Here is a 21,009-nt window from a genome sequence, read left to right on the forward strand (position 1 = left end):
ACCTGTGGGAGATTGCCTGCAAGCGATGAGGCCGGAGCAGACGCCATCGTCAGCAGGTTCCCACAAGGTTTTGTTCGGGTTCGGGATTCGCGGCCCGGGGCAAAAACCGCTATCGTCGCCGCCATCCGAAATCGAGGCGAGCATGGGCTATCTACTTTTTGTCACGCTGATCCAGGCGTTTTCCTTCAATCTGATCGGCGAATACCTGGCCGGTCATGTCGACAGCTACTTCGCAGTGCTGGTGCGGGTGCTGCTGGCCGGGCTGGTGTTCATCCCGCTGACCCGCTGGCGTTCGGTGGCGCCGGCGTTCATGCGCGGCATGCTGCTGATCGGCGCGCTGCAGTTCGGCATCACCTACGTGTGCCTGTACCTGAGCTTTCGCGTGCTGACGGTGCCGGAGGTGCTGCTGTTCACCATCCTCACGCCGCTGCACGTGACCCTGATCGAAGACGCCCTGAACCGGCGCTTCAACCCTTGGGCGCTGATCGCGGCGCTGGTGGCGGTGGCCGGTGCGGCGGTGATCCGCTTCGACCGGATCAACCCGGACTTCTTCATGGGCTTTTTGCTGCTGCAACTGGCCAACTTCACCTATGCCGCCGGCCAGGTGCTGTACAAGCACCTGGTGGCGAAACACCCCAGCGACCTGCCGCACTATCGGCGCTTCGGCTTCTTCTACTTAGGCGCGCTGGCGGTGGTGCTGCCGGCGTTCCTGCTGTTCGGCAAAGCCGACTTCCTGCCCGAAGCGCCGCTGCAATGGGGCGTGCTGGTGTTCCTGGGCCTGGTCGCGACCGCGCTGGGGCTGTACTGGTGGAACAAGGGCGCCTGCCTGGTCAACGGGGGCACCCTGGCGGTGATGAACAACCTGCATGTGCCGGTGGGGTTGCTGCTGAACCTGCTGATCTGGAACCGGCACGAGGATCTGGGGCGCTTGTTCCTGGGGGGCGCGGTGATCCTGGGGGCGGTGTGGATCAGCCGGTTGGGCGTGCGCAGGCCGCTGGTCGCACACTGACGCTTCCCTGTAGGGGCGAGCCTGCTCGCGATGGCGGACGGTCACTCGATGGAGGGCTGACCGACAGGCTACAATCGCGAGCAGGCTCGCTCCCACCCGTTTCGGGGGTCACATCACGTGCTTGTCGGCCTCGGGAAGGCTGGCCGAACCCAGCACCGCCGGCAACAGCCCCGCCCGCAGATCCCCGCCGCTCGGCTGCTGGTACAGGCTCAGGCCGAACTCCGGCATCACCGCCAGCAGGTAATCGAAAATGTCCCCCTGGATCCGCTCGTAGTCGGCCCACACGGTGGTGCGGGTGAAGCAGTAGATCTCCAGCGGAATGCCGTGGGCGGTGGTCTGCATCTGGCGCACCATGCAGGTCATGTTCGGCTGCACCTCCGCATGGCTCTTCAGGTAGGCCAGCGCGTAGGCGCGGAAGGTGCCGATGTTGGTCATGCGCCGGCGGTTGGCCGACATCGCGACGTTGCCCTGGGCTTCGTTCCAGGCCTTGAGCTCGGCCTTCTTGCGGGTCATGTAGTCGGTCAGCAGGTGCACCTGGGACAGCTTCGCCTCTTCGTCGTCACGGATGAAGCGCACGCCGCTGGCGTCGATGAACAGGCTGCGCTTGATCCGCCGTCCGCCGGACTGCTGCATGCCGCGCCAGTTGCGAAACGACTCGGACATCAGGCGCCAGGTCGGGATCGAGACGATGGTCTTGTCGAAGTTCTGTACGTGTGAGCTAAGACCTAAAATGGACATGGCAAATATATACAAAACAACAGGTTAAGATTTTTTGTCCATTGTCCATTTTTCCTCAAATCGATGGACACCCTTCCTCCCTGCAATCCCTAACCGCCGCCTGCCCACTCCCCCTCTGCTGCACCACCTAAGCCCCGCGCCCCCTCTAGGTAGCTGTAGCGGCACGTCACCGGGCTCCCCAGAGCAGCGCAATGACGATAGTATTGTGCCATTACGCATGGACACCCGGACGCCTAGCAACCTCGCTTGATAGGTGAGGAGGGCGGTAGGAGCATGGCATGGATCAGCTACGTCACAGAACGACTACATCCCGAAGCATCAACTCGGGACGTTTCGTCGTGCCTGAGATTTAACGAATCGCACAGCTGAACAAAATTTCAACAGCTAAGGTACTCGTGCATGAGTGAGCAGGGAAAGGAACTGGAACAACGGCAGGAACCCAAGCAAGAGCTGGAGCAAAACCCGGAGTACGCTTTTCATCCTGCTGATTTAGTCGAATACGCGATGGACAAGCCCATTGGCGCAGCCCGCGCAGCACTGAGAATTGGGCTGGAAGACGCTGATGTTTATCCTGACATCATCATTGATGAACTGGCTGGGAACATGGAGTTGAATCAGCGTTTCCTGAAGCAGCTCACGGGTGCTTTGCGGAAAAATCCGAAGACAATTATTGGTGCTATGCCAAAACGGATCCGAGCTTCCCAGGTGGAGCGCGACCTCGGCTTATGATTTTCTCATACTGTAATTCAGCAAGCACAGTACCTTTCCGGAGGTGCTGCTAATGCCAATTGGTGAAAAGCCCATCAAGACTCCTCCAGCCCCTGAGTTCGAGCTTACGGCATTGGATGTGGAGAAAGGGGCGCCAGTTCAGCCGCTAGATCGTCTGCAGATCATGTCTGCGCCAGAGTGGGAGGTTTTTACTTCCGAATTCGTATCTTATCTGGATAGGGATTATGAATCGGTAACGCTGTGTGGCGGCGGTGGTGATATGGGGCGTGACGTCATCGCCAAGTTCGCGACAGGGTGGGATAACTTCCAGTGTAAGCATTACAAAGAGAAGTTAAGCATTGCCGACGTCGCTGCAGAGCTGGGCAAGCTCGTCTACTACACCTGGAAACAAGAATATACCCTGCCACGTAAATACCGTTTTGTAACCCCGAAAGGGTGCAGTGCGCCTTGCATGGGTATATTCACCAAAAAATCTCGCATTCAGGGAGAGATAATCAAGCGCTGGGATAAGACGTGTAGGGATAAAATTACTAGCAAGGAGTCAATTCCTCTAGAAGGCGACCTTCTAAATTATCTGAAGACCATCGATTTTTCGTTCGTTGATGAGATGTCTTCGCTGGAGTTGATAAGGATGCACTCCCTGACGCCGTACCACACGTCGCGATTTGGGAGTTATCACCTCAAACGCCCGGCAGTCCCAAAGGTCAAGCCAGGTGCAGTTGCTGATAACGAGAAGGTCTACATTGGGGCGCTCCTGGACGCATTGTCAGAGGCCGATGGTGCTGAGTATTCATTTGAAAGCGTTATGGAGAGTGAGTATGAAAAGGTTCTGGAGCGGGCTAGGATCAATTTCTTTAGTGCCGAGTATCTGGAAGCTTTTTCGCGGGATGGGTTTCCTACAGACTGCTATGACAAACTCAAAGAGGAATGTCATGAGGGCATAGACAGTGTGCTGCAAGAAAAACACGAGGATGGATATCAGCGGTTTCTCAAAGTGAGCACGCACTCGGTGCTCATACCCTATAACTCTCATCCGCTTCGCCATTTCTTGCAAACCGCCGATCGTAAGGGGCTGTGTCATCAGTTAGTGAATGACCGTAAATTCACTTGGGTGAAGAAGAAAAAATCATGAAATCAAAGGATTTGTACAATAGCCCTGTGGAAATTGGGGCGCGTATTGTTCTCATGCTTGCTGGCCTTACCCAGGCGCTTGATCTGGATGAGCTGATCTTCTTGGACTATGCGTCAATTTATAGTGGTGACTTTCAGGGAGGGCCAAGCCTGCATCCCATGATGGTAAATCGTCTGACGGAACTGGTTCGTCGAAGAGAAACATTTCCTGGCGCAATCAAGCTTTTTACCGCTAAAGGGCTGGTGACCTGTCAGGTTGATGAGCGCGGTGTTCGATATTCCATCACTAGCGCAGGCAGTGAATTCGCCGCCAAGTTAAATACTGAGTATCACGCTGATTTTCGACGGCGCGTATCTTGGGTTCAGGTAAATATGGATTACCTCGCGGTTCAACGTCGCGCTATTTATAAAGTTGAAAGGGCGGTCTGATGTTTATCCAAAGTGTTATTGTGAGCGGCCCTGACCTTGCAGATGCTGCTGTTTTTTTTGAAAAGGGCGCAAACGTTGTTCAGGGTGGCTCCAATACCGGTAAGTCATACATTGTACAGTGCTTGAAATTTGCCCTTGGTTCAAATACACCACCGAAGTCCATCAAGGAGTCGCAGGGCTACACCACGCTCAAGGTGAAGTTTGTGCATGATGATGGGCGCTCCTTTACCATCGAAAGGCACCTTTCAGAAAGTTCCAAGCCTACACTTTACGATGAAGATGGGAAGGTTTTGATCTTGGGGGTTAAGCACAATCCTAAGAGAATGAACTCGATTTCCAACCAGTTTTTGCACAGGTTGGGGTTGAATGGAAAGATTTTGTTGAAAGGAACAGAGTCGCTAAGTAATGCCTCGTTCTCTCTTCGTTATTTTGAGAATGTCTTGTTGATGGATGAGACGCGAATCGTGGCTGAGTACTCTCCTTTAGGTACGGGCCAGAAGGATGAGCGGTTTCTGGAACAATCCATTCTGAAGCTACTGTTAACCGGTAATGACGATACCGGGGTTAAACAGGCTAAAAAGGAGTTGGAGTCAAAGGGGGCATTGAGACATAAGGCTACTGCTGTAGAAGGAATTATCAAGCAGTTTTATCCAGGAAATGATGCCGCTGAAAGCCTTGAACTTCAGAAGCTCAGTTCGTTTGTCGACCAGGTCGCGCTTCGGCTGAAACTGGCTGAGCAGGAACTGGAAGGCGCGTTCCATTCGAGTGAAGACTTGTTCACCCAGAAAGCCAACCATATCACCGAACTGGAGTTGGTCGAAGGCAAAATTGCTGAAGACAAGGCTCTGCTTAGCCGATTTGACATGCTTGGCCAGAAGTACGAATCAGATCGCCAGCGCCTTCAGGGCATTGAGCAGGCGGCAGTTCTCCTTGATGGTGCGGACGCGGTGCTTTGTCCGACCTGTGGGAATCATTTCGACTCCGAGTCATGTACGACGGACGTAGATGACATCAAGAAAGGTGTCTCCATCGAGTTGGATCGAATTTCGAAGAATATCTACGAGCTCGCGGAAGCCCAGGGATCTCTGACGGCAGCGATTGAGCGGAACACCTCTAGCGCTGAGAGCACCAAGACGTCTATCGCGGCAGTGGAGAAGGTTATCACCTCGGAGCTCCAGGGGTTGGTTCAGGCAGTGAGTGACCTGAAGGAACTCGCTGCGTGCCTTAAGCACGATCACTTGGCGCTAGGTAGACTCGTGAAGGATAAGGCCAAGCTGAGGGAGGAGTTAAACCGACTGGGTGTTCTGCTGCTTGAAGAGCAAAACACTTATACCCCTGAAAGCTTTGAGGACTCTGCCAAGCCTCTGGTGAAAGAGATTCAGGATATCTTGCAGCGCTGGAGTTTCCCGAATCACTCCCCAGTGGAATTCGATTTCGGTGCGCGTGACATCACCATTGGTGGAAGCAAGAGAGGCAATTTCGGCAAAGGGTATCGGGCGATTGCGTCCTCTGCATTTGCTCTGGGGCTGATGAATCTGCTGAAGCTTTCTGGGCGCCACCCTGGGTTTGTAGTGCTTGATTCGCCACTGACCACATACAAGGAAGGGGATCCAGAGCCTGAGGAAGATGATGAAGAAGTAGCAGCGGACGTGATTTATGCGTTCTATCAGGATATCGCTGATAACTTCAAAGATTCTCAAGTGATTATATTTGAGAACAAGGAGCCTGATATGGTGCTCATTCCCCATATGAACTATCAGCATTTTACGAAAAGTAAAAAGATTGGGAGGTATGGTTTCTTCCCGCTGAGAGGTTGATCCAATCGTGCAAGTCGATCATGCGTCACTCGGTGTATTGATCGATATGCTCTGTGTTTGGTTATCAGTTGAGAGAGAGTGATGTCGGATTTTCTGATGAAAGGGGCGTCTTAAAGGTTTGTGAGTTTTGATGGTAGTGGCAAGCTTAAATAGTTAGTGGGTTTTGTGTTTGAGAGGATTAATTAGATGACCAATGCTGTAGTCTGGTATGATCATGACTCTTCGTCCGTGTGGGCTGTAGCTGATTCACTGCTTACCGCAATATCCAAGAATGGCGATCACAAGTCAGTCAGTAGGGTTACGGATCAAGCAATGAAAGTATTGCGGTTAAAAGTAGGGGCCTGGGGCGTCACCGAGAATTCTATAGCTGGCGGGCCGATGTTAGGCTACGAAGTCGGTATGGTCTACGCAGGAGCGGTTACACCCGCGCTTATGACATACTCAGCAGCGGCAATGATGCTGGATAATTTACATCCCCAGACAAAAGAAAATTCACAGATAAGGACTCCAGACTTAAGCGCTGTTGCAGATCTCATACGACATTTGTCTGAGCGCTACACCAAAGACGCAAGCGTTGGGTATGCAGCGGGCAGAGCGCCATTTTGTGAGTTTGTAATCTTTGGTATTGCCCCAGACGATATGCTTAATTGCCGCCCCCTTGAGTGTTACTGGATACACCCGGAGTTCAATCAGAATAAAGAGTTTTCTCAAGTCGCTCAACCAATTGACCTGTTGAAGGGGGAGGTCGCTGTTATAGGTGATGATACCGAGAGTCTCCGTGCCGAGATTAAGTCACTGCAGGACGATCCCGGAGTTGAAGAGAAAGGTAAAGAACCACGTATAGCGTTAGAGGCACGTATGCGGGCAAGGAAACACGATACTGTTGGTGGAACACTGCAGTTTGGGGTCATGAGTACCAGATGGGGCCGCTTAGATCTCTATGGCGCGATGCATGACCAATACGGTGATCCCGCGCAGAACTGGCTAGGATTTGATTTTCAAACGGAGATAAATTCGATTCTGGGTATGCCAGTGAAAATCCCCTCCTTGGATTAAGGTACGCTACTAGCCCTGATGCAATCCGCGTATCACGTAGGCTACAGCGTTGATCGATTACTTCGCGGCGAATTTTTCATCGCCCAGGTAGCGCGATCTTCGGCTCATAGGCTCAGTGAATCACGATGCCGGCAACCACGCTGATCAGTTAGATGCAGCCTTTCGGTTGATAATGAGCTCCGCGTGCTGGTGATCGTCAGCACTAGCCAGCAGCGGTGTCTATCAGCGCCTGCAACTTGTCACGTAACTCCATCTGAGTAGCCTCGCTGCCTAGCCCCATGTTGGATTCGCAGCGTATCAGACGGTGGTCGTGGGCCGGCCAAGTGTGATCAGTGTCGTCATCAATTGCCAACCAATGAGTGATCCCTGCGCGTGTAACAGCGGCACGTATTTGCTCATGCCTCGACCAGCTGTCGTATCCTTCGATTGGGGATCGAGTCATTCGGGAGTGCCATGTGGCCGATATCACGCGTGCTTGCAGCTTGGCGGGTAGTGCTGCCCTAGCTCGGCTGTAGCCAAGGAGCCTCACCCAGCTCGTGGACAGCACTATTCGAATATCTGGAAAGTCTTGCAGCAGATCAGTCAGGATGTGGGCGTGCATCATCATTTCGCCCCGTGCGCGCAGTTCCAGGCCGTGCTTTGTGCGGTACACCGCGTCTGGATGCAGCACGCCGTCGTAATCGAGGAAGAGCGCTAAGTCGCTAGCTCTCAGCTTGCGAGGCCTGGGATCCATCATCGTCTCAGAGACCTTGGCTGTGCTTACTGGGCGGTTGTCTATCAATGTATTCGAATCTTTGTCTAGCGGAGCGCATCCACGCTCCTGTTAGGTATTTCAGGTGTTAGCTGAACCCGGCATTACTTCCGGGCGCACTACCTGGGCGGCCCTGCTCATGTATAACACCTTCGTCGTAAGCGGAGCATTGCCATTTTTGTCAGTGGCTCCCCCGATGGTCAACTGAAGCAGGGCTGCACCTTCGGGGGCAGGCTAAAGCATCAGCGAAGCCCATCCGCCCCAGCTCACCCAAAAGCTCTTCACGCCCACGCACATTCGACACGCTGCGCAGCCTGTTGACCACCTGCTCTCGCCAGCTCAACGCCCTCATACCCTCGCGCTCATAGTGCGCACCCAGGTGTGATCGTAGTCCGCGAGAACGTGCGCGTTTAGGTGAAAAGGCTTTGGACTGGTCCTGCGATCTAGTCTTTTGGGGCGTCAACGGTAGATTATGCTGGAGTTTATGCGCAGGGGCTCTGAGGAGCGGATTGAAAGCTCATTCAGCCGCGAATCAAGTGATTTTCTGTCAAGCTAGCCTTTCAATCATGGGGCTATCTAGCCTTGAGGCTGGTACCAACCACTACTCACACTCTGTGTAACACGGAGCTGGCTATGTCCATCGTCTACGACCCAAGTGCCCCTTAGCGGACAGTCGAACTTCTCATCAATGGTGACCTGCTGAGCAGGGCAGTGGAGCTGGAATTGAACCTCTCCGACGTTCTGGAAAAAGCCCTGATCGACGTTGTTGCTGTGGCCCAAGAAGGTGAGCGGGGTACTGACGTGAATCGAAACAGCGCGGGGGGCAAATCTGTAGATCAGATTGACCCAGCTCTGCTGGCTGCAGCAATTGGGGTGTTTGGTGATGAGCGTCGTGCAGTGTACTGGCTGTCCACACCAGCACGAGCGTTGGGCCATGAGCGGCCATTGGATGCAGGCATTGCGGAGGTCACTGATCTACTGGCTCGCATAGAGCACGGCTTTGGGGCTTAGCCACGCGTAACCGCGCTCCAGGCCCTGTCGAAGGACAATACCCAGTTCCACATGCTCTCGATGTAAAACACAGCTGGGGTCATGTTCAATCTGATGGAATCGTCACGTTCGACTTGAGGCTGGTGGTCAGACTTTGGCGATCTGCGACTTTACGGCCAGCGTGAGGGACAGGCGCCGGTTAGTGAATGTCTTGAAGAACCCCTCCTTGGTGGCTTTTGTCTGGGCCGGGGGGCGGGTTTTCCACAGGCCGAAGATGATGACCTCGTCGTTCTCCTTCAGCCCTTCAAACCAGCTTGCCTTGGCAGCCCACACGCTGACCTCCAGGCTGATACCGTTGGTGGGGTCACTGGGATCCTGGGTGACCCTGAGTCTTTCGAGGTTCAGGACATTGAGTTTGGGATCGTCTTTAACGCCCGGCTTGATCTTGCCGATGCGCCCTTGGATGGCGATGGGGTACTGACTCGCGCTCTGAGAGACGGCGTAGAGAGCTTCCATTTGCCGGTCATGCTCGAAGTAGAACTGGTTCCAGCTTACGGTATTCCCAGCAAACACCAGTTCGAGGTGCTGCTCGATGCCATCATCCTCGTCACACATTGCACGCAACCTGAGGACGCGCTGTGCGGTATTGATGTATGAGGACAGCCGGTTGGATGTTGGCGTGTAGCTTTTGGAGGCAGTGGGGGTTCTTTCGCCGCCGTCATCTTCATTGGGGAGCCTTGCGCTTGCTTTTAGCTCTTCTGTCACGGCCACCAAGCGCATGCGGAAGCGGTTTTTCTGAATGCTTTCGACAAGGCCGTCAGAGGTGCTGGCGAGTTCAACTATTTGCTTGTCGACGCCGAAACGGCAGGTGGGGGCGTGCATTCCATTAGCATGCAAGCGGAAGAAGGCATTCACCTTTGAGGGGTTATCGTAGCAGTTTCGAGTGAAGGAACCGACATGGCTGACTGTGGCATCGCAACGCTCACAGTTCAGGGGCTCTTCACCCATGCCCTTCGAATAGTCGTCTGCAGCCCATTTCACGCCTTTTCGATCGAAGGCGTGTGTCATCTTGATACCGGCCATACAAATCCTTATGCGCTTGCTACCTTCCGGCTGGGGCATCGCCCAGCCTGACGATTGCAGTGGTGAGTTGATTCTCATGCCGAAGTCGGTCGAGGGCAGCAGTCTAATAGCCCGAAACGCTGTTGTAACTGGGGATGAAAGTACACCTTTGGGCAGATGTCCCCTGAGGTCGAGTGGAGCACGAAGCCGAGCAGGCTTGACTAGGAAAAGCCGGAGGTTGAGCAGGAGGAGCCTTTCCTTCGTGGGGCTTTTTGATTTAGGTGCTTGTTTGGAGGACTCAAATAAATTGCTCCTCGGGACAGGAAATATCTAAACTCTGCTGCGCGGCCCTAAAAAACCCCAGATTTAAAACTTTCTTCAGTAGGCGTATGAGATGGATCTTTTTGAAACTAATCTGCCACAGGATAAACTGCATAAGTCTTTCAAGCAGATCGTCACTGATCCTGCTTATGCACCAGTGAGGAGCGTCATCCAGTCATGGGGTGAAGGTTTGCTGGAGCGCTCAGGGGAGCAAACAAAATTCGTCAATGAGTTTCAGACTACTTTCAATTCCGCATTCTGGGAGTTGTATCTCAATAAGCTGATTATTGAGCTTGGGTTTTCTGTTGACTATACCAAGGCAAGTCCTGACTTTTGTGTGAATGCGCCGGGTGGGTATCGGTTTAATATTGAGGCGGTTGTGTCGGATCGCCCAAAAATTCCAACTGCCAAAGGAAGGCCCTTCAAGGCGAAAGAGTTTAGAGATCACTGTACCATTAAGCTCATGGGGAAGCTGAAAGACAAAAAAGATCTTTTTACTGGTGCCAATGGGAAGAAGTTTCCCTATGCGTCCCTTGACCACGTGCACGGCAGGCCGTTCGTCGTTGCAATTGCTCCATTCGATAGCGATTTATCGCTTACGCAAAATAACGAAATTATAAATCGAGTTCTTTTTGGTATCGAGCCTCCTGATAGATATACTCTTGATACAGGCAGGCAGCGAAGGGTTTCAGTTATCAGGAAGCCATCGGGGGCGCCAATTGATCTTGGGATTTTTACAAATGACTCTTATAAGGAGATTAGTGCAGTAGTTTTTTCTACTACGGGAACTTTCGGTAAGGCTGTAGTAGAGAGTGGGGTGGAGAGGATTGTCAGGGTTACGAACTTTAGGCATTTTGCGAAAGAGGAATTCTTTGCCCTTCATGGTATGGGTGGGATTGGGGTGCGTAAAGAAAAACTTGGGCCGCTAAATTATGTCGTCTCCAGTCGAAGTGTTTTTGGTGACAGTGTGGCAGGCTCTGATATGCATGTTTACCATTCGTCCTGCCATCGGGAAAGTCATTTTGATGGCTTGCATGTATATTATAATCCTTATGCTACTAATCCGCTGGCTACCGATCTTTTCGATGTCAGGGGCGTTACACATAACTTTTATGATATTGAGTCTGATTACCCTGTTCAGGAGCATCCTGATGGTGCAATGGTGTCACGACAAGTTTATGAGCCAACATATGCAAGCTTGAAATTTCTTCTTGATAAATATTCAATCAGGTACTAGGTGCGCCGTTTAAGAAGATGTGTTGTTTTGTGAAGGTCTTAGCTCCCTGGTTTGTCTAGGGTTTGAGTGTTCGCGTCAGCAGAGCTCTCAGAAGGTCGCGCCGAGTTAATGGGTACATCATATAAAAATCTAGCTATATTTTGGTGTGTAAGCGACAATTAGCCTAACTCAATTATTTTGATATTTAGGAGGCGCTATGTCCAAGCTTGCAGAATTCCGAAAACTTGAGCGCGACCTTGCCGAGCAGCTCGCTGCCTTAGAGGCGATGAAGACCGATAAAGGTCTTGAGCAAGAAATGGAGTTTGAAACCAAGCTGCGTTCCCTGCTAGGCGAGTACAACAAAAGCTTGAAAGACGTGATCAGCATTCTCGATCCACACGCTGTGCTTACCTCGGCGAAAGGCACAGAGCCCGACAAACGCACTCGTAAAGCTCGCATGGTCAAGATCTACAAAAATCCCAACACGGGCGAATTTATCGAGACCAAAGGCGGAAATCACAAAGGCTTGAAGGCCTGGAAAGAGCAGTATGGTGCGGATACTGTTGAGTCGTGGCTCAATTGATCGATCAGCCGCGTTAGGAGCCTTCATTCTAGCGAGGCCAGGCAGCTCATGCTTCCTGGCCCACCGGACGTCACCGTCTGGCTCGCATATCTGTGGCCTGCAAAGCGAGTGAGCCGTTGATAGGCCGTAAGCGTCAGGCGAACTCACCTTCCGAACTCCAGCTTTAAGGGCGATGGTGTCCGCGTATTTTTAAGCGGACGCGATCACCCTTATCGCCGGGAATTCCATGCGCCAACGAAGCTCTTATCCGAAACCGTTCAAAGCCCAGGTCGTTCAAGAATGCCTGCAACCTGGCGCAACTGTGTCCAGTGTCGCCATCAGTCACGGCATAAATGCCAACGTCTTCCGCAAGTGGCTGCCGCTATATCGAGATCAGCCCTCAGCGGCTTCACTGCCGGCATTCGTCCCGCTAAGAGCCGCGCCTAAACGGCCAGTCGAAGCGTTAGTGATCATCGAATTGCCCATGGCCGGGCAAGTGATCACGGTGAAATGGCCAACCTCAGATCCCGAGGGCTGCGCGCAATTTATCCGGGCTGTCGCTCAATGATCCGCATTGATGCGATCTGGCTGGCCACCGAGCCGATGGATATGCGCGCCGGTACCGAAACGGCATTGGCCCGAGTGACCGCGGTGTTCAGTGCGGCGAAGCCGCACTGCGCTTATCTGTTCGCCAATCGCCGGGCTAACCGGATGAAAGTGCTGGTGCACGATGGCGTGGGTGTCTGGCTTGCCGCGCGGCGCCTGAATCAAGGCAAGTTTCACTGGCCCGGCATTTGTCATGGTTGCGAGGTCGAACTCGATAGTGAACAACTCCAGGCCTTGGTGCTGGGCTTGCCGTGGCAGCGCGTTGGTGCAGGCGGTGTGATCAGCATGCTATAACCGCCGTGCATTTGGCCGCTCTACGTGTCGTCGTCACGTGCCTGCTCTGGCACAATCGGCGGCATGACTTCCTCGCCCAACCTCGACCAGATGACCCCGGAACAGCTTCGTGCCTTGGCGGCACAGGCGTTGCAGTTGCAGTCCCAGGTCGAGGCGATGAGCAAGAAGATCCAGAACGATGAAATCCTCATCGAACAGTTCAAGTTCGAAATCGCCCTGCTCAAGCGCCACAAGTTTGCCAAGCGCAGCGAACAAATCAGCCCGGCGCAAGGCAGCTTGCTGGATGACCTGCTCGATACAGACCTTGAAGCTATCGAGGCAGAGCTAAAACAGCTTCTTCCCGCTTCGTCACAGGCCGAGTCGCGGCAATCGCCCAAGCGTGCGCCATTGCCGCCGCAGTTTCCGCGCACCGTGATTCGCACGAACCCGAAAACACTCAGTGCGCCTGTGGCTGCCAGCTTCAGCGCATTGGCAAAGATGTCAGCGAGAAGCTGGATTACACGCCGGGCGTGTTTACCGTCGAGCAACATGAGCGTAGCAAATGGGCCTGTCGTCAGTGCGAAACCCTGATTCAGGCGCCGGTTCCGGCGCAAGTTATCGACAAAGGTATCCCGACCGCAGGCCTGCTGGCTCACGTGATGGTGGCCAAGTTTGCCGATCACTTGCCGCTCTACCGGCAGGAGAAATCTTTGGCCGTGCCGGGCTGGCCATTGCCCGCTCGACCTTGGCCCAGTGGGTCGGGCAAACCGGCGTGCGGCTCCAGCCGTTGGTCGATGCACTGCGTGAAGCGGTGCTGAGCCAAGGCGTAATTCACGCCGATGAAACACCGGTGCAAATGCTTGCGCCAGGCGAGAAGAAAACCCACCGGGCCTATGTATGGGCCTACAGCACGACGCCGTTTTCAGCGCTCAATGCGGTGGTGTATGACTTCAGCCCAAGCCGCGCAGGCGAACATGCGCGCAACTTCCTGGATACCTGGAATGGCAAGTTGGTCTGCGATGACTTCGCGGGCTACAAAGCCGGTTTTGAGCAAGGCATCACTGAAATCGGCTGCATGGCTCATGCTCGCCGCAAGTTCTTCGACCTGCATGTCGCGAACAAAAGTCAGCTGGCCGAACAGGCGCTGCACTCGATTAGCGGTTTGTACGAGGTTGAACGCCAGGCTTGGGATATGAGCAACGAAGACCGTTGGCGAATACGTCAGGAAATGGCGGTACCGATCAGCAAAAAACTGCATGACTGGATGTTGGCCCAGCGCGGCCTGGTGCCGAACGGATCAGCCACGGCCAAAGCCCTCGATTACAGCCTGAAACGCTGGGTAGCGCTGACGCGCTACATGGACGATGGGGCTGTGCCCATCGACAACAATCAGGTCGAGAACCAGATACGGCCATGGGCACTCGGTCGCTCGAACTGGTTGTTTGCCGGGTCGCTGCGCAGTGGTAAACGAGCGGCTGCAATCATGAGCCTGATCCAGCCGGCGCGCATGAATGGGCATGACCCGTATGCCTATCTCAAAGATGTTCTGACGCGGCTGCCGACGCAACGGGCCAGTGAGATCGGGCAGCTGCTGCCGCATCAGTGGGTGCCGACCTGACTTACGCAAGGTGAGTTGGGCGGACGCTTACAAACTTATGCACAAGGCCTTAGGAACTTCGCCTTACAAAAATGCTGGTAACCTCTGACCTTTCACCGCAGTCACGTGCGCCAGTTAGGCTTTCAGTGTTCAGGCAGCAGCAGCGTCTCTATTGCTTATTCGGCACACCTCGACCTGGTAACCCATTGCGGTAAGCCGCTGGGCAAATTGCCTGAAGTTAACCTTAGAAAAAAACGGCATGTGCAGCGCTTCGTTGGGTTGCATGATGGCGAATACGATTTTGTTACGCGGCTGAGTGGCCGGGTTGAAAGCGAACTGGAAATCGCCGAGTTCTGCCAGATGTGCATTCACCTGCGCAACGACATCAGGGGCGTTGATCAGGGCTTCAGCAGACACGTAGGCCTGAGAGAAAAGGTGGCTCAACACGCTCGACGATGAGTACTTTTTGACATGGATGATGTGGTTATCCGGTGTGAGCAAATCACAAAACTCGAACGGGCCGCCTGCGCCAGTCAGTCTCACAAGCTTTTGGTCGAGTAGGTAGAAATTGACGTTGTCAGCGATGCGCCGAAGATAGGCGCCTTCGTGATCAGTACGGTAGGGAGGAAACACCAGGTTACACGGAGTCGCGGCCTCAAAAAAGTGATTCACTTGCTCGGTGTAGTCGCGATCTATCTGATACCAATCACCTTCGCTGAGCAGGTATATTTTGCCTTCGTGGTCGATCTCCGCCTCCAGGCAAATGTACAAAGGCCAAGTGGCAAGTCGCTGTTCGTCCGCTCCGTAGAGGTAGATGCGCTCAGAATCCAGCAGTGGGCGAGTGATGCCTCCCAGCAGGTGCTTGGCGAGCAGCGCTTGGCGAAGATCCAGATCGAATGAGATTGCTGGGCCGTTGTGCGCTCGGGCACTGCGTTTGACATAGCCGAAGCCGCTAACGTCATTTCCGAGCAGTTCAGGTGCAGCCGCGCGGACGCGATCGAACCGCTCGGTATTCATCGCTTCCACCAGAACCCCGTCTAATTCGCCTTTGAGTGCCGCATCGCGAACCGGGACGATGAAATCCATCCAAGGATATTTTTCTTTGCAGTGCTCATCCTCGTAGGCTGTCAAGAGGCGAAGCGCGATCTCAGGGAAGTCTTCGAGCCTTACATCGGAATGGAGCGCCAATGAGTCGGAGCCGCTGACGTACTCGCCTTCATCCTGATCGTTCTCCACGATCCCGGTTAGCGACTTGAGGATCTCCGAATCGAACTTAAAATCGAACTCCGATATTGACAACAGCCTTGAGGATTGCGCCTTTGAGCGCAGCGGGGTGCGGTCAATATTGGATTTTTCGACGGACTTGATCAGCAGAGGATCCGTCAAGCTGAGCGCCGTACGTAGTCCGAAATAGCGCTCAATCGCGAGCGGATCAATCAGATGCCTGGCATGGCCAAAGGTAAAGCAAAAGACTCTGCCGTTGATTGCTAGAACGAGCAGTGCTTTGAGCGATCTACCGGTCAAGTCAAGGCCGGCTACCTCTGGGATTGCGCCGAAGAGCTGAGTCCACTTTGGATGGGAAGGATTTTTCTGGTGATAGAAGAGGCATTCAACTTCGCCTAATAAAAACACGATAGGTCGCAGGTTGACCTCGTCGGAAAGCGCGTCCTGGATGGTTCGCCCATCCTTGAGCAAGAACACATTGATAGTGATCTTCACGTGTCACTCCTTGACCCCTCGACTTGATGTTAAATTGGCATCTACCTCTGTCTCCGTCAAGCTACGTCAGAGACATGCGGGCGACATGAAAAGTCCAGGGCGGGAGTCATCAACTACAGGCCTCAGAATTGATGAGCTATGCCCGTGACCTGTCCATCGACGGCCTGAATCGAGATAAACCTCAGCTACTTTAGGCTTCGTACTACCTCTGCGCCTTCGCCAAGGCCCTGCATCGATGATGCCGAAATGGGTCTGATGAAGAGCTCTTGAAACAGCCACTTTGCAGCTTCCTTTTTGTGGTTCTGCGGGGTAGCTGGTGGCTCTTTCGCGGGGCAGGCTTGCCCCGCGATGGGCCGCAAACCTCGCCCATCTCCTCCAGCCGACGCGGCACAGGCTCCCCAACCCGCCCCGCCAACCCCACTCGCATGTCATTGCCACTGGGCTGCTGATACAACCCCAGCCCGAACTCCGGCAGCACCGCCAGCAGGTAATCGAAGATATCGCCCTGGATGCGCTCGTAGTCGGCCCACACCGTGGTGGTGGTGAAGCAGTAGATCTCCAGCGGTACGCCTTCGGCGGTGGTCTGCATCTGGCGGACCATGCAGGTCATGCCCTTGTGCACCTCGGGGTGGTTCTTCAGATAAGCCAGGGCAAACGCCCGGAAGGTGCCGACGTTGGTCAGCTGTCGGCGGTTGGCCGACAACTCTGCCACCGGCCCGAGGGCTTGGTTCCAGTCATGCAGTTCCTGACGCTTGCCGGCCAGGTAATCGCCCAGCAGACGCACCTGACCCAGGCGCTGTTCTTCTTCGCGGGTAAGAAAGCGCACGCCGGTGGCGTCGATGAACAGGCTGCGCTTGATGCGTCGCCCGCCGGACTGCTGCATGCCGCGGTAGTTGCGGAACGACTCGCTCATCAGGCGCCAGGTGGGGATGGAGACGATGGTCTTGTCGAAGTTCTGCACGCGTGAGCTCAGCGCGGAAATGGACAACACAAAGCTTTACAAATCAGTAGGTTAATTTTTTTTGTCCATTGTCCTTTTTTCTGACATCGATGGACACCCTTGCCATCCTTCCAGTCCCGCAAGCTGCAGTGCTCACACCCCTTTCAACCGAGCACCTGTATGTACCAATCACATGCACTCCAACAACCCCTCGTACGCCCAAAGCTCTCGTTACAGGAGTGCCCCACGACCTATCAGATCTCCGCGAGGAACCGGCTCAGGCGAAGCTTGTATACATAGGGCGCCAGTATCGCATCTAGACACCAAAGTCGGGGTGACATCATTGAGCCACTGCGGCAGACTTTCCTGGCGAGAATTTGGCCACCGCCATCGGCGGTATCATCTACATGGAATCGGAGTCGCTATGAATGGATTGAAGCCTCAGTTTTGGGAGCAGTGGGAACAGCTCTGTTGCTACTTCATGCAAGATATTGCAAGAAAGCATGGTCACTCAGTTAGCTACCGATCTTACGGCAGTCGGGGCCAAAACCAGTTTGGCATTGATTTGGTGCCCGTCAATTCGCCCTTGCCTCTGGTAGGTCAGTGCAAGATGGTAGAGACATCCTTCACTTGGAATGACGTGCTGGCTGAAGTTGCAAAAACTGACGGCTACCAAGGCGCGATCAAATGCTACGTACTGTTCACGACCGCGAATAGGCACACCACTATCCAGGATCAACAGAACAGCGGCACTGTCTATCATCATCAGCGGCCCGACGGCTCTACCTTCCCAGTGCATGTGAAGCACTGGGCAGATTACGAGACGAGTGATCTCAGCGCCGTTCCTGGCGATGTACTGCGCAGTATCTTTCCGAATGCCTTCAATTTAGCGGCGATTGTTCAGCCAGCCTCTGCGAGCGATTACATTGCCTCGCTAAAGGCGCTGCAAAGCTATATCCCTTCTCGCATAACCTCGGCAGATCTGGCCTGGCTGGAAACGTATGATTTTAGCTGCGGGTCGATGCCTGAGCGTGCGTTCGATCCGTTCCAAAATTTGTACATGGATCTCCAGCGGGTAGAGGACGCTCTTCGGTCGGGGATCACGGAGTGGTTGCACAGTGCTGGTTACCCTGAAATCCAGGCTTCATTGCTGGCAGGAAAAGATTTTTACTTCGCACTGGCGGAGTTCGTCCAGTCTGTGAGAGCTCAAATCGTAGGTGGGTTCGCACTTGACGGCTCGTCGATTCTCACTGTTGTCGATTTGAACGGCTGGCAGAAATTAGCACGCCAATTCGGAAGTAATGCCCAGTATCTGGCACAGGTCTATCGCAGAGCGGTGCTAGGACAGCAAGGGTAAGCCATATATACCCTAATGATCCTCGCAAAAGCGCAAGTCTATTCAAGATCTGCGCTTTTGGTATATCTGGTAAGTGTAGCTGCCTCTAACTAGAGGCGTGAATTACCTCTGGTGTCCTAGACACCTCTGTGCGCTATAGCGAGGCAAGCTGAGCGGTGCCATGAGCGATCTCCGTTGCCTGGAATTTAAAATTCAATCGGTCAATCAGGTGGCCGATTGGAAGCTGCCTCTCGCTGAGGTGGCAGCACGCGTTGGTGTGTCTACACATAGACTCGCAAGGTGCTGTAAGAATCCGGGGCGATTCAGCTACAGGTTGGCGGGTGCCCAGAATGCTTTTAAGTTACTGCCTTGACTTCGTAAAAATCTAGAAAAAGGAATTCGGCTGAATGATTAATAATATAAAGTTTCAGGATTGGAGTGAGCTTTGGAGAACTATACCATTTGTGGCAGATGAGGGACTAATAGATCAGCGCGGATTTAGAAGTACCATCGTTACTGGTCAAAATGGATGCTATAAAAGCACGATGTTGAGGGAGTTGGTCGCGGGTGTGATTGCTCCTAAATCTACGTCGGCCAGGGTAAACGTAAGTGATGGCTTGAGCATGAAGCATGTCATTTGCGCCTCAGGTTCCGTTGCCGATAGGTTTCCTTCGAAGGAAAAGGCGGGTGGCGGTAGCACCGAGTTTGCGACAGAGCAATATGCTTACATTGGGCAAAGGGTTGGGGCGAATCTACTCAGCAAGAAAAGACCCTTTGAGACGGTGCTGGTTTTTGCTTTGGACGGAAGAAAGTCTGAGCGCTATGAGTGGGCGTTTTATAAGAAAGCGCATGAGTTTGCTAACATTGCTCCGGAACTGGAAATATCAGTTAATGTAAACAAGGATAAAGTCAGTCGGACTACGAGAATTCCCTCAAGAATAGAGCAGGGAGTTTCAGTCGAGGCGTTGAGGCGCTCATTGGGTCTTGAGGATTTTAAAGTTTCTCGATATTTTCCGGAGAGTGTTGCTGTTAATGTTTTAAATGAGTTTGATGAGCGCGTGTTTAAGGACTTCTCCGAATTCATGCGTTCTGCCAAGTCTAAGCTTGTTTTAAATATGGGTGGTCATGGTATACGCTGTAATGCAGCGTCTAATGATGTGGTTCGACTAGGTTTTATGCTTGATGTTTTTTCTCTTCGTGATGTGACGGTTCAGAGAGTAGGTAGCCTAAAGCCTTTCTCCATATTTGAGTTAAGCTCCGGCGAGTATCATATGTATACGAATCTCATGGGGCTTGGCTTCGGGGTGGAGGAAGGTTCGCTGATGCTTTTGGATGAGCCCGATAATAGCCTTCACCCACAGTGGCAGCGAGATTTCATGGCCGCAGTCCATGGGATCTGCCAAGTAGGGATGAGGACTGGACATTTGATTGTGTGTACCCATTCTCCGCTTATTGTCGGTGCCGCGCTGGAAGGTAGCACGATAGTGGACTTGTCTAATGATGAGCCCATCGTGAGCGTGGCTTCATTTGGCGCCTCTTCTGACGACATTCTGTTGGAGCAGTTCGGGATAACTTCCAGCCGAAATCGGGTCGTAGTGGATGTGGTTCAGCGTGCGGTGTCTATTATAGAAAAAGATGGCTTTGAACATCCAGATTTGCTCGCCTTGACCGATGAGTTGGTGTCTATCAAGTCAGCTCTGAAATCCGAAGACCCCCTCGTTGAAGTGATCGAGGCGATTCTTGGGGCATCTGGAGATGATTAATATTGGTTTTGAACGGATTCATCCCATCCCGGTTCTGCCCAATAGTATTGTGGTCGCAGACCTACTAGGTCTTGATTGGGACAGTAAGGGGAACGCAGTTAAGGCATTTAAGGGGGCCTTGAAGCCATTGTTGCGCAAGGCGCAAAAGGCAAAATGTAGTCTCTGTCGACGTATGCTTTACGATGATTATGCCGTCCATCTAGAGCATTTCATCGAAAAAAACATACATGGCGATTACACTTTTGAGGTGAGGAATTTATCTTTATCCTGCGGGACGTGCAATATAAAGAAGCAAGCGCACAACAAAACTTTAAATGGTTGGGTTGGAAGGCGTGCAAAACGTAGGGCTCTGAACGTTGAGAAACACTGCCCTGCGCTTGCCGTCAAGATTCCGGCTAATGCACCATTGCCCACTACGCCTGAAAGCTATCGTTGGGTTCATCCTTACTTTGATCAGTACTCGGATAATATTGAGATCCAGAAGGGTTGGATTTTTATTGGTAAGTCAAGGAAGGGGATCAGGACTATTCGTGCAGTGAAGCTTAATGCCTTAGCTCAGATTGAGCGCAGGGCCCTCATGGAGCGGTTGGAGGCTCGGCCTGGTCGGTTATCGATGCTGGTGGGGGCAAGTGCTGAATTGAACAATCACCGAGCGGGCCACATTTTACAACTGGTGGCCAAGAAACTGTGGAAACGCCGAGAGGCGTCCGGCGTTTAACTGGCCAGCCTCGGTTTGCGATCCCCCATCGCTTGATGTAACTGGGACGAGGTCAAGCCCAAGAGGACGTCGCTCGTGCCGGCCTGTTAGGGCGCCATCATCAAAAGAGGGGAAGGTTAACCTTCCCCTGAAATTGCCCCATTGCTGGCTTAGACCGCCTGGATGCACCCCACTACAGGCTTGGCCAGCAAGCGCTTGCAGCGAGACTCCGTAGAGGTGTCCGGTGTTGCGTGGGCTCCATTCAGG

Annotated in this window: 17 protein-coding genes and 5 pseudogenes; 17 read left to right on the forward strand and 5 right to left on the reverse strand. The window is 53.3% G+C overall.

Annotated elements, in window-relative coordinates:
* Positions 1-142 precede the first annotated feature (142 nt).
* Positions 143-1,009, forward strand: coding sequence for a carboxylate/amino acid/amine transporter (locus tag CAG41_RS08620; RefSeq protein WP_085633061.1), 867 nt, complete (start codon positions 143-145; stop codon positions 1,007-1,009).
* A gap of 108 nt (positions 1,010-1,117) precedes the next feature.
* Here CAG41_RS08620 and CAG41_RS08625 read toward each other — a convergent pair.
* Positions 1,118-1,720 (reverse strand): annotated as a pseudogene (locus CAG41_RS08625) (mechanosensitive ion channel family protein); the annotation flags it as partial.
* 426 nt (positions 1,721-2,146) lie between these two features.
* On the opposite strand from CAG41_RS08625, the gene CAG41_RS08630 reads away from it, so the two are divergent.
* The 5 genes from CAG41_RS08630 (at position 2,147) to CAG41_RS28230 (ending at position 6,909) form a co-directional block, all read left to right on the forward strand.
* Positions 2,147-2,476: a hypothetical protein gene (locus CAG41_RS08630; RefSeq protein ID WP_085706859.1), complete on the forward strand. Its 330-nt coding sequence runs from the start codon at positions 2,147-2,149 to the stop codon at positions 2,474-2,476.
* A 52-nt stretch (positions 2,477-2,528) separates the two neighbouring features.
* Positions 2,529-3,608 (forward strand): ABC-three component system protein, encoded by a 1,080-nt coding sequence (locus tag CAG41_RS08635; protein WP_085706860.1) that lies wholly within the window; start codon positions 2,529-2,531, stop codon positions 3,606-3,608.
* A complete protein-coding gene (locus CAG41_RS08640) occupies positions 3,584-4,036 on the forward strand; it encodes an ABC-three component system middle component 2 (protein WP_256582541.1) in 453 nt (150 codons plus the stop codon). Before CAG41_RS08635 ends, CAG41_RS08640 begins: the two co-directional genes overlap by 25 nt.
* Positions 4,036-5,853: a hypothetical protein gene (locus tag CAG41_RS08645; protein ID WP_085706861.1), complete on the forward strand. Its 1,818-nt coding sequence runs from the start codon at positions 4,036-4,038 to the stop codon at positions 5,851-5,853. The genes CAG41_RS08640 and CAG41_RS08645 overlap by 1 nt, the downstream gene beginning before the upstream one ends.
* A 186-nt stretch (positions 5,854-6,039) precedes the next feature.
* Positions 6,040-6,909, forward strand: coding sequence for a hypothetical protein (locus CAG41_RS28230; protein ID WP_139834951.1), 870 nt, complete (start codon positions 6,040-6,042; stop codon positions 6,907-6,909).
* A gap of 202 nt (positions 6,910-7,111) precedes the next feature.
* Here the strand turns inward: CAG41_RS28230 and CAG41_RS08650 are convergent, their stop codons facing one another.
* A complete protein-coding gene (locus CAG41_RS08650) occupies positions 7,112-7,645 on the reverse strand; it encodes an HAD domain-containing protein (protein ID WP_371917405.1) in 534 nt (177 codons plus the stop codon).
* Between the two features lie 696 nt (positions 7,646-8,341).
* On the opposite strand from CAG41_RS08650, the pseudogene CAG41_RS29015 reads away from it, so the two are divergent.
* Positions 8,342-8,437, forward strand: a pseudogene (locus CAG41_RS29015) (hypothetical protein); the annotation flags it as partial.
* The gene (locus CAG41_RS29130; RefSeq protein WP_371917406.1) at positions 8,432-8,671 is read left to right on the forward strand and encodes an antitoxin Xre/MbcA/ParS toxin-binding domain-containing protein; all 240 of its coding nucleotides are present in this window, start codon (positions 8,432-8,434) and stop codon (positions 8,669-8,671) included. The pseudogene CAG41_RS29015 and the gene CAG41_RS29130, both read left to right, overlap by 6 nt.
* Before the next feature lie 126 nt (positions 8,672-8,797).
* Here the strand turns inward: CAG41_RS29130 and CAG41_RS08665 are convergent, their stop codons facing one another.
* Positions 8,798-9,733 (reverse strand): hypothetical protein, encoded by a 936-nt coding sequence (locus CAG41_RS08665; RefSeq protein ID WP_085706862.1) that lies wholly within the window; start codon positions 9,731-9,733, stop codon positions 8,798-8,800.
* A 373-nt stretch (positions 9,734-10,106) separates the two neighbouring features.
* On the opposite strand from CAG41_RS08665, the gene CAG41_RS08670 reads away from it, so the two are divergent.
* The 5 genes and pseudogenes from CAG41_RS08670 (at position 10,107) to CAG41_RS08690 (ending at position 14,308) form a co-directional block, all read left to right on the forward strand.
* The gene (locus tag CAG41_RS08670; protein WP_085706863.1) at positions 10,107-11,270 is read left to right on the forward strand and encodes a hypothetical protein; all 1,164 of its coding nucleotides are present in this window, start codon (positions 10,107-10,109) and stop codon (positions 11,268-11,270) included.
* A gap of 196 nt (positions 11,271-11,466) precedes the next feature.
* On the forward strand, positions 11,467-11,832 hold the full coding sequence (locus CAG41_RS08675) for a histone-like nucleoid-structuring protein, MvaT/MvaU family (RefSeq protein WP_085706864.1): 366 nt from the start codon (positions 11,467-11,469) through the stop codon (positions 11,830-11,832).
* 226 nt (positions 11,833-12,058) lie between these two features.
* Positions 12,059-12,379 carry a transposase gene (locus CAG41_RS29135; protein WP_085706865.1) on the forward strand — a complete coding sequence of 107 codons (321 nt, stop codon included), beginning with the start codon at positions 12,059-12,061 and terminating at the stop codon, positions 12,377-12,379.
* A complete protein-coding gene (tnpB, locus tag CAG41_RS28785) occupies positions 12,376-12,711 on the forward strand; it encodes an IS66 family insertion sequence element accessory protein TnpB (protein ID WP_170930269.1) in 336 nt (111 codons plus the stop codon). Before CAG41_RS29135 ends, tnpB begins: the two co-directional genes overlap by 4 nt.
* Before the next feature lie 63 nt (positions 12,712-12,774).
* Positions 12,775-14,308 (forward strand): annotated as a pseudogene (locus tag CAG41_RS08690) (IS66 family transposase).
* 129 nt (positions 14,309-14,437) lie between these two features.
* Here the strand turns inward: CAG41_RS08690 and CAG41_RS08695 are convergent.
* Positions 14,438-16,006: a TIGR04141 family sporadically distributed protein gene (locus CAG41_RS08695; protein ID WP_085706866.1), complete on the reverse strand. Its 1,569-nt coding sequence runs from the start codon at positions 16,004-16,006 to the stop codon at positions 14,438-14,440.
* Positions 16,007-16,122: 116 nt separating this feature from the next.
* On the opposite strand from CAG41_RS08695, the pseudogene CAG41_RS28790 reads away from it, so the two are divergent.
* Positions 16,123-16,276, forward strand: a pseudogene (locus CAG41_RS28790) (DUF3077 domain-containing protein); the annotation flags it as partial.
* A gap of 91 nt (positions 16,277-16,367) precedes the next feature.
* Here the strand turns inward: CAG41_RS28790 and CAG41_RS08700 are convergent.
* Positions 16,368-16,970 (reverse strand): annotated as a pseudogene (locus tag CAG41_RS08700) (mechanosensitive ion channel family protein); the annotation flags it as partial.
* A gap of 400 nt (positions 16,971-17,370) precedes the next feature.
* On the opposite strand from CAG41_RS08700, the gene CAG41_RS08705 reads away from it, so the two are divergent.
* The 3 genes from CAG41_RS08705 (at position 17,371) to CAG41_RS28245 (ending at position 20,763) form a co-directional block, all read left to right on the forward strand.
* Positions 17,371-18,303, forward strand: a complete 933-nt coding sequence (locus CAG41_RS08705) for a hypothetical protein (RefSeq protein WP_085706867.1) — start codon at positions 17,371-17,373, stop codon at positions 18,301-18,303.
* A gap of 386 nt (positions 18,304-18,689) precedes the next feature.
* Positions 18,690-20,045, forward strand: a complete 1,356-nt coding sequence (locus CAG41_RS28560; protein ID WP_170930270.1) for an AAA family ATPase — start codon at positions 18,690-18,692, stop codon at positions 20,043-20,045.
* Positions 20,023-20,763, forward strand: coding sequence for an HNH endonuclease (locus tag CAG41_RS28245; RefSeq protein WP_139834954.1), 741 nt, complete (start codon positions 20,023-20,025; stop codon positions 20,761-20,763). Before CAG41_RS28560 ends, CAG41_RS28245 begins: the two co-directional genes overlap by 23 nt.
* Positions 20,764-21,009: the final 246 nt, after the last annotated feature.

The organism is Pseudomonas sp. B35(2017), assembly GCF_002113645.1.
GTDB classification, from domain to species: Bacteria; Pseudomonadota; Gammaproteobacteria; order Pseudomonadales; family Pseudomonadaceae; genus Aquipseudomonas; species Aquipseudomonas ekonensis.

Excerpts from the sequence above, each read along its gene's own strand:
- CAG41_RS08620 (WP_085633061.1), top strand. The coding sequence starts at position 143 with ATGGGCTATCTACTTTTTGTCACGCTGATCCAGGCGTTTTCCTTCAAT.
- CAG41_RS08630 (WP_085706859.1), top strand. The coding sequence starts at position 2,147 with ATGAGTGAGCAGGGAAAGGAACTGGAACAACGGCAGGAACCCAAGCAA.
- CAG41_RS08635 (WP_085706860.1), top strand. The coding sequence starts at position 2,529 with ATGCCAATTGGTGAAAAGCCCATCAAGACTCCTCCAGCCCCTGAGTTC.
- CAG41_RS08645 (WP_085706861.1), top strand. The coding sequence starts at position 4,036 with ATGTTTATCCAAAGTGTTATTGTGAGCGGCCCTGACCTTGCAGATGCT.
- CAG41_RS28230 (WP_139834951.1), top strand. The coding sequence starts at position 6,040 with ATGACCAATGCTGTAGTCTGGTATGATCATGACTCTTCGTCCGTGTGG.
- CAG41_RS08650 (WP_371917405.1), bottom strand. The coding sequence starts at position 7,645 with ATGATGGATCCCAGGCCTCGCAAGCTGAGAGCTAGCGACTTAGCGCTC.
- CAG41_RS08665 (WP_085706862.1), bottom strand. The coding sequence starts at position 9,733 with ATGGCCGGTATCAAGATGACACACGCCTTCGATCGAAAAGGCGTGAAA.
- CAG41_RS08670 (WP_085706863.1), top strand. The coding sequence starts at position 10,107 with ATGGATCTTTTTGAAACTAATCTGCCACAGGATAAACTGCATAAGTCT.
- CAG41_RS08675 (WP_085706864.1), top strand. The coding sequence starts at position 11,467 with ATGTCCAAGCTTGCAGAATTCCGAAAACTTGAGCGCGACCTTGCCGAG.
- CAG41_RS29135 (WP_085706865.1), top strand. The coding sequence starts at position 12,059 with ATGCGCCAACGAAGCTCTTATCCGAAACCGTTCAAAGCCCAGGTCGTT.
- tnpB (WP_170930269.1), top strand. The coding sequence starts at position 12,376 with ATGATCCGCATTGATGCGATCTGGCTGGCCACCGAGCCGATGGATATG.
- CAG41_RS08705 (WP_085706867.1), top strand. The coding sequence starts at position 17,371 with ATGAATGGATTGAAGCCTCAGTTTTGGGAGCAGTGGGAACAGCTCTGT.
- CAG41_RS28560 (WP_170930270.1), top strand. The coding sequence starts at position 18,690 with ATGATTAATAATATAAAGTTTCAGGATTGGAGTGAGCTTTGGAGAACT.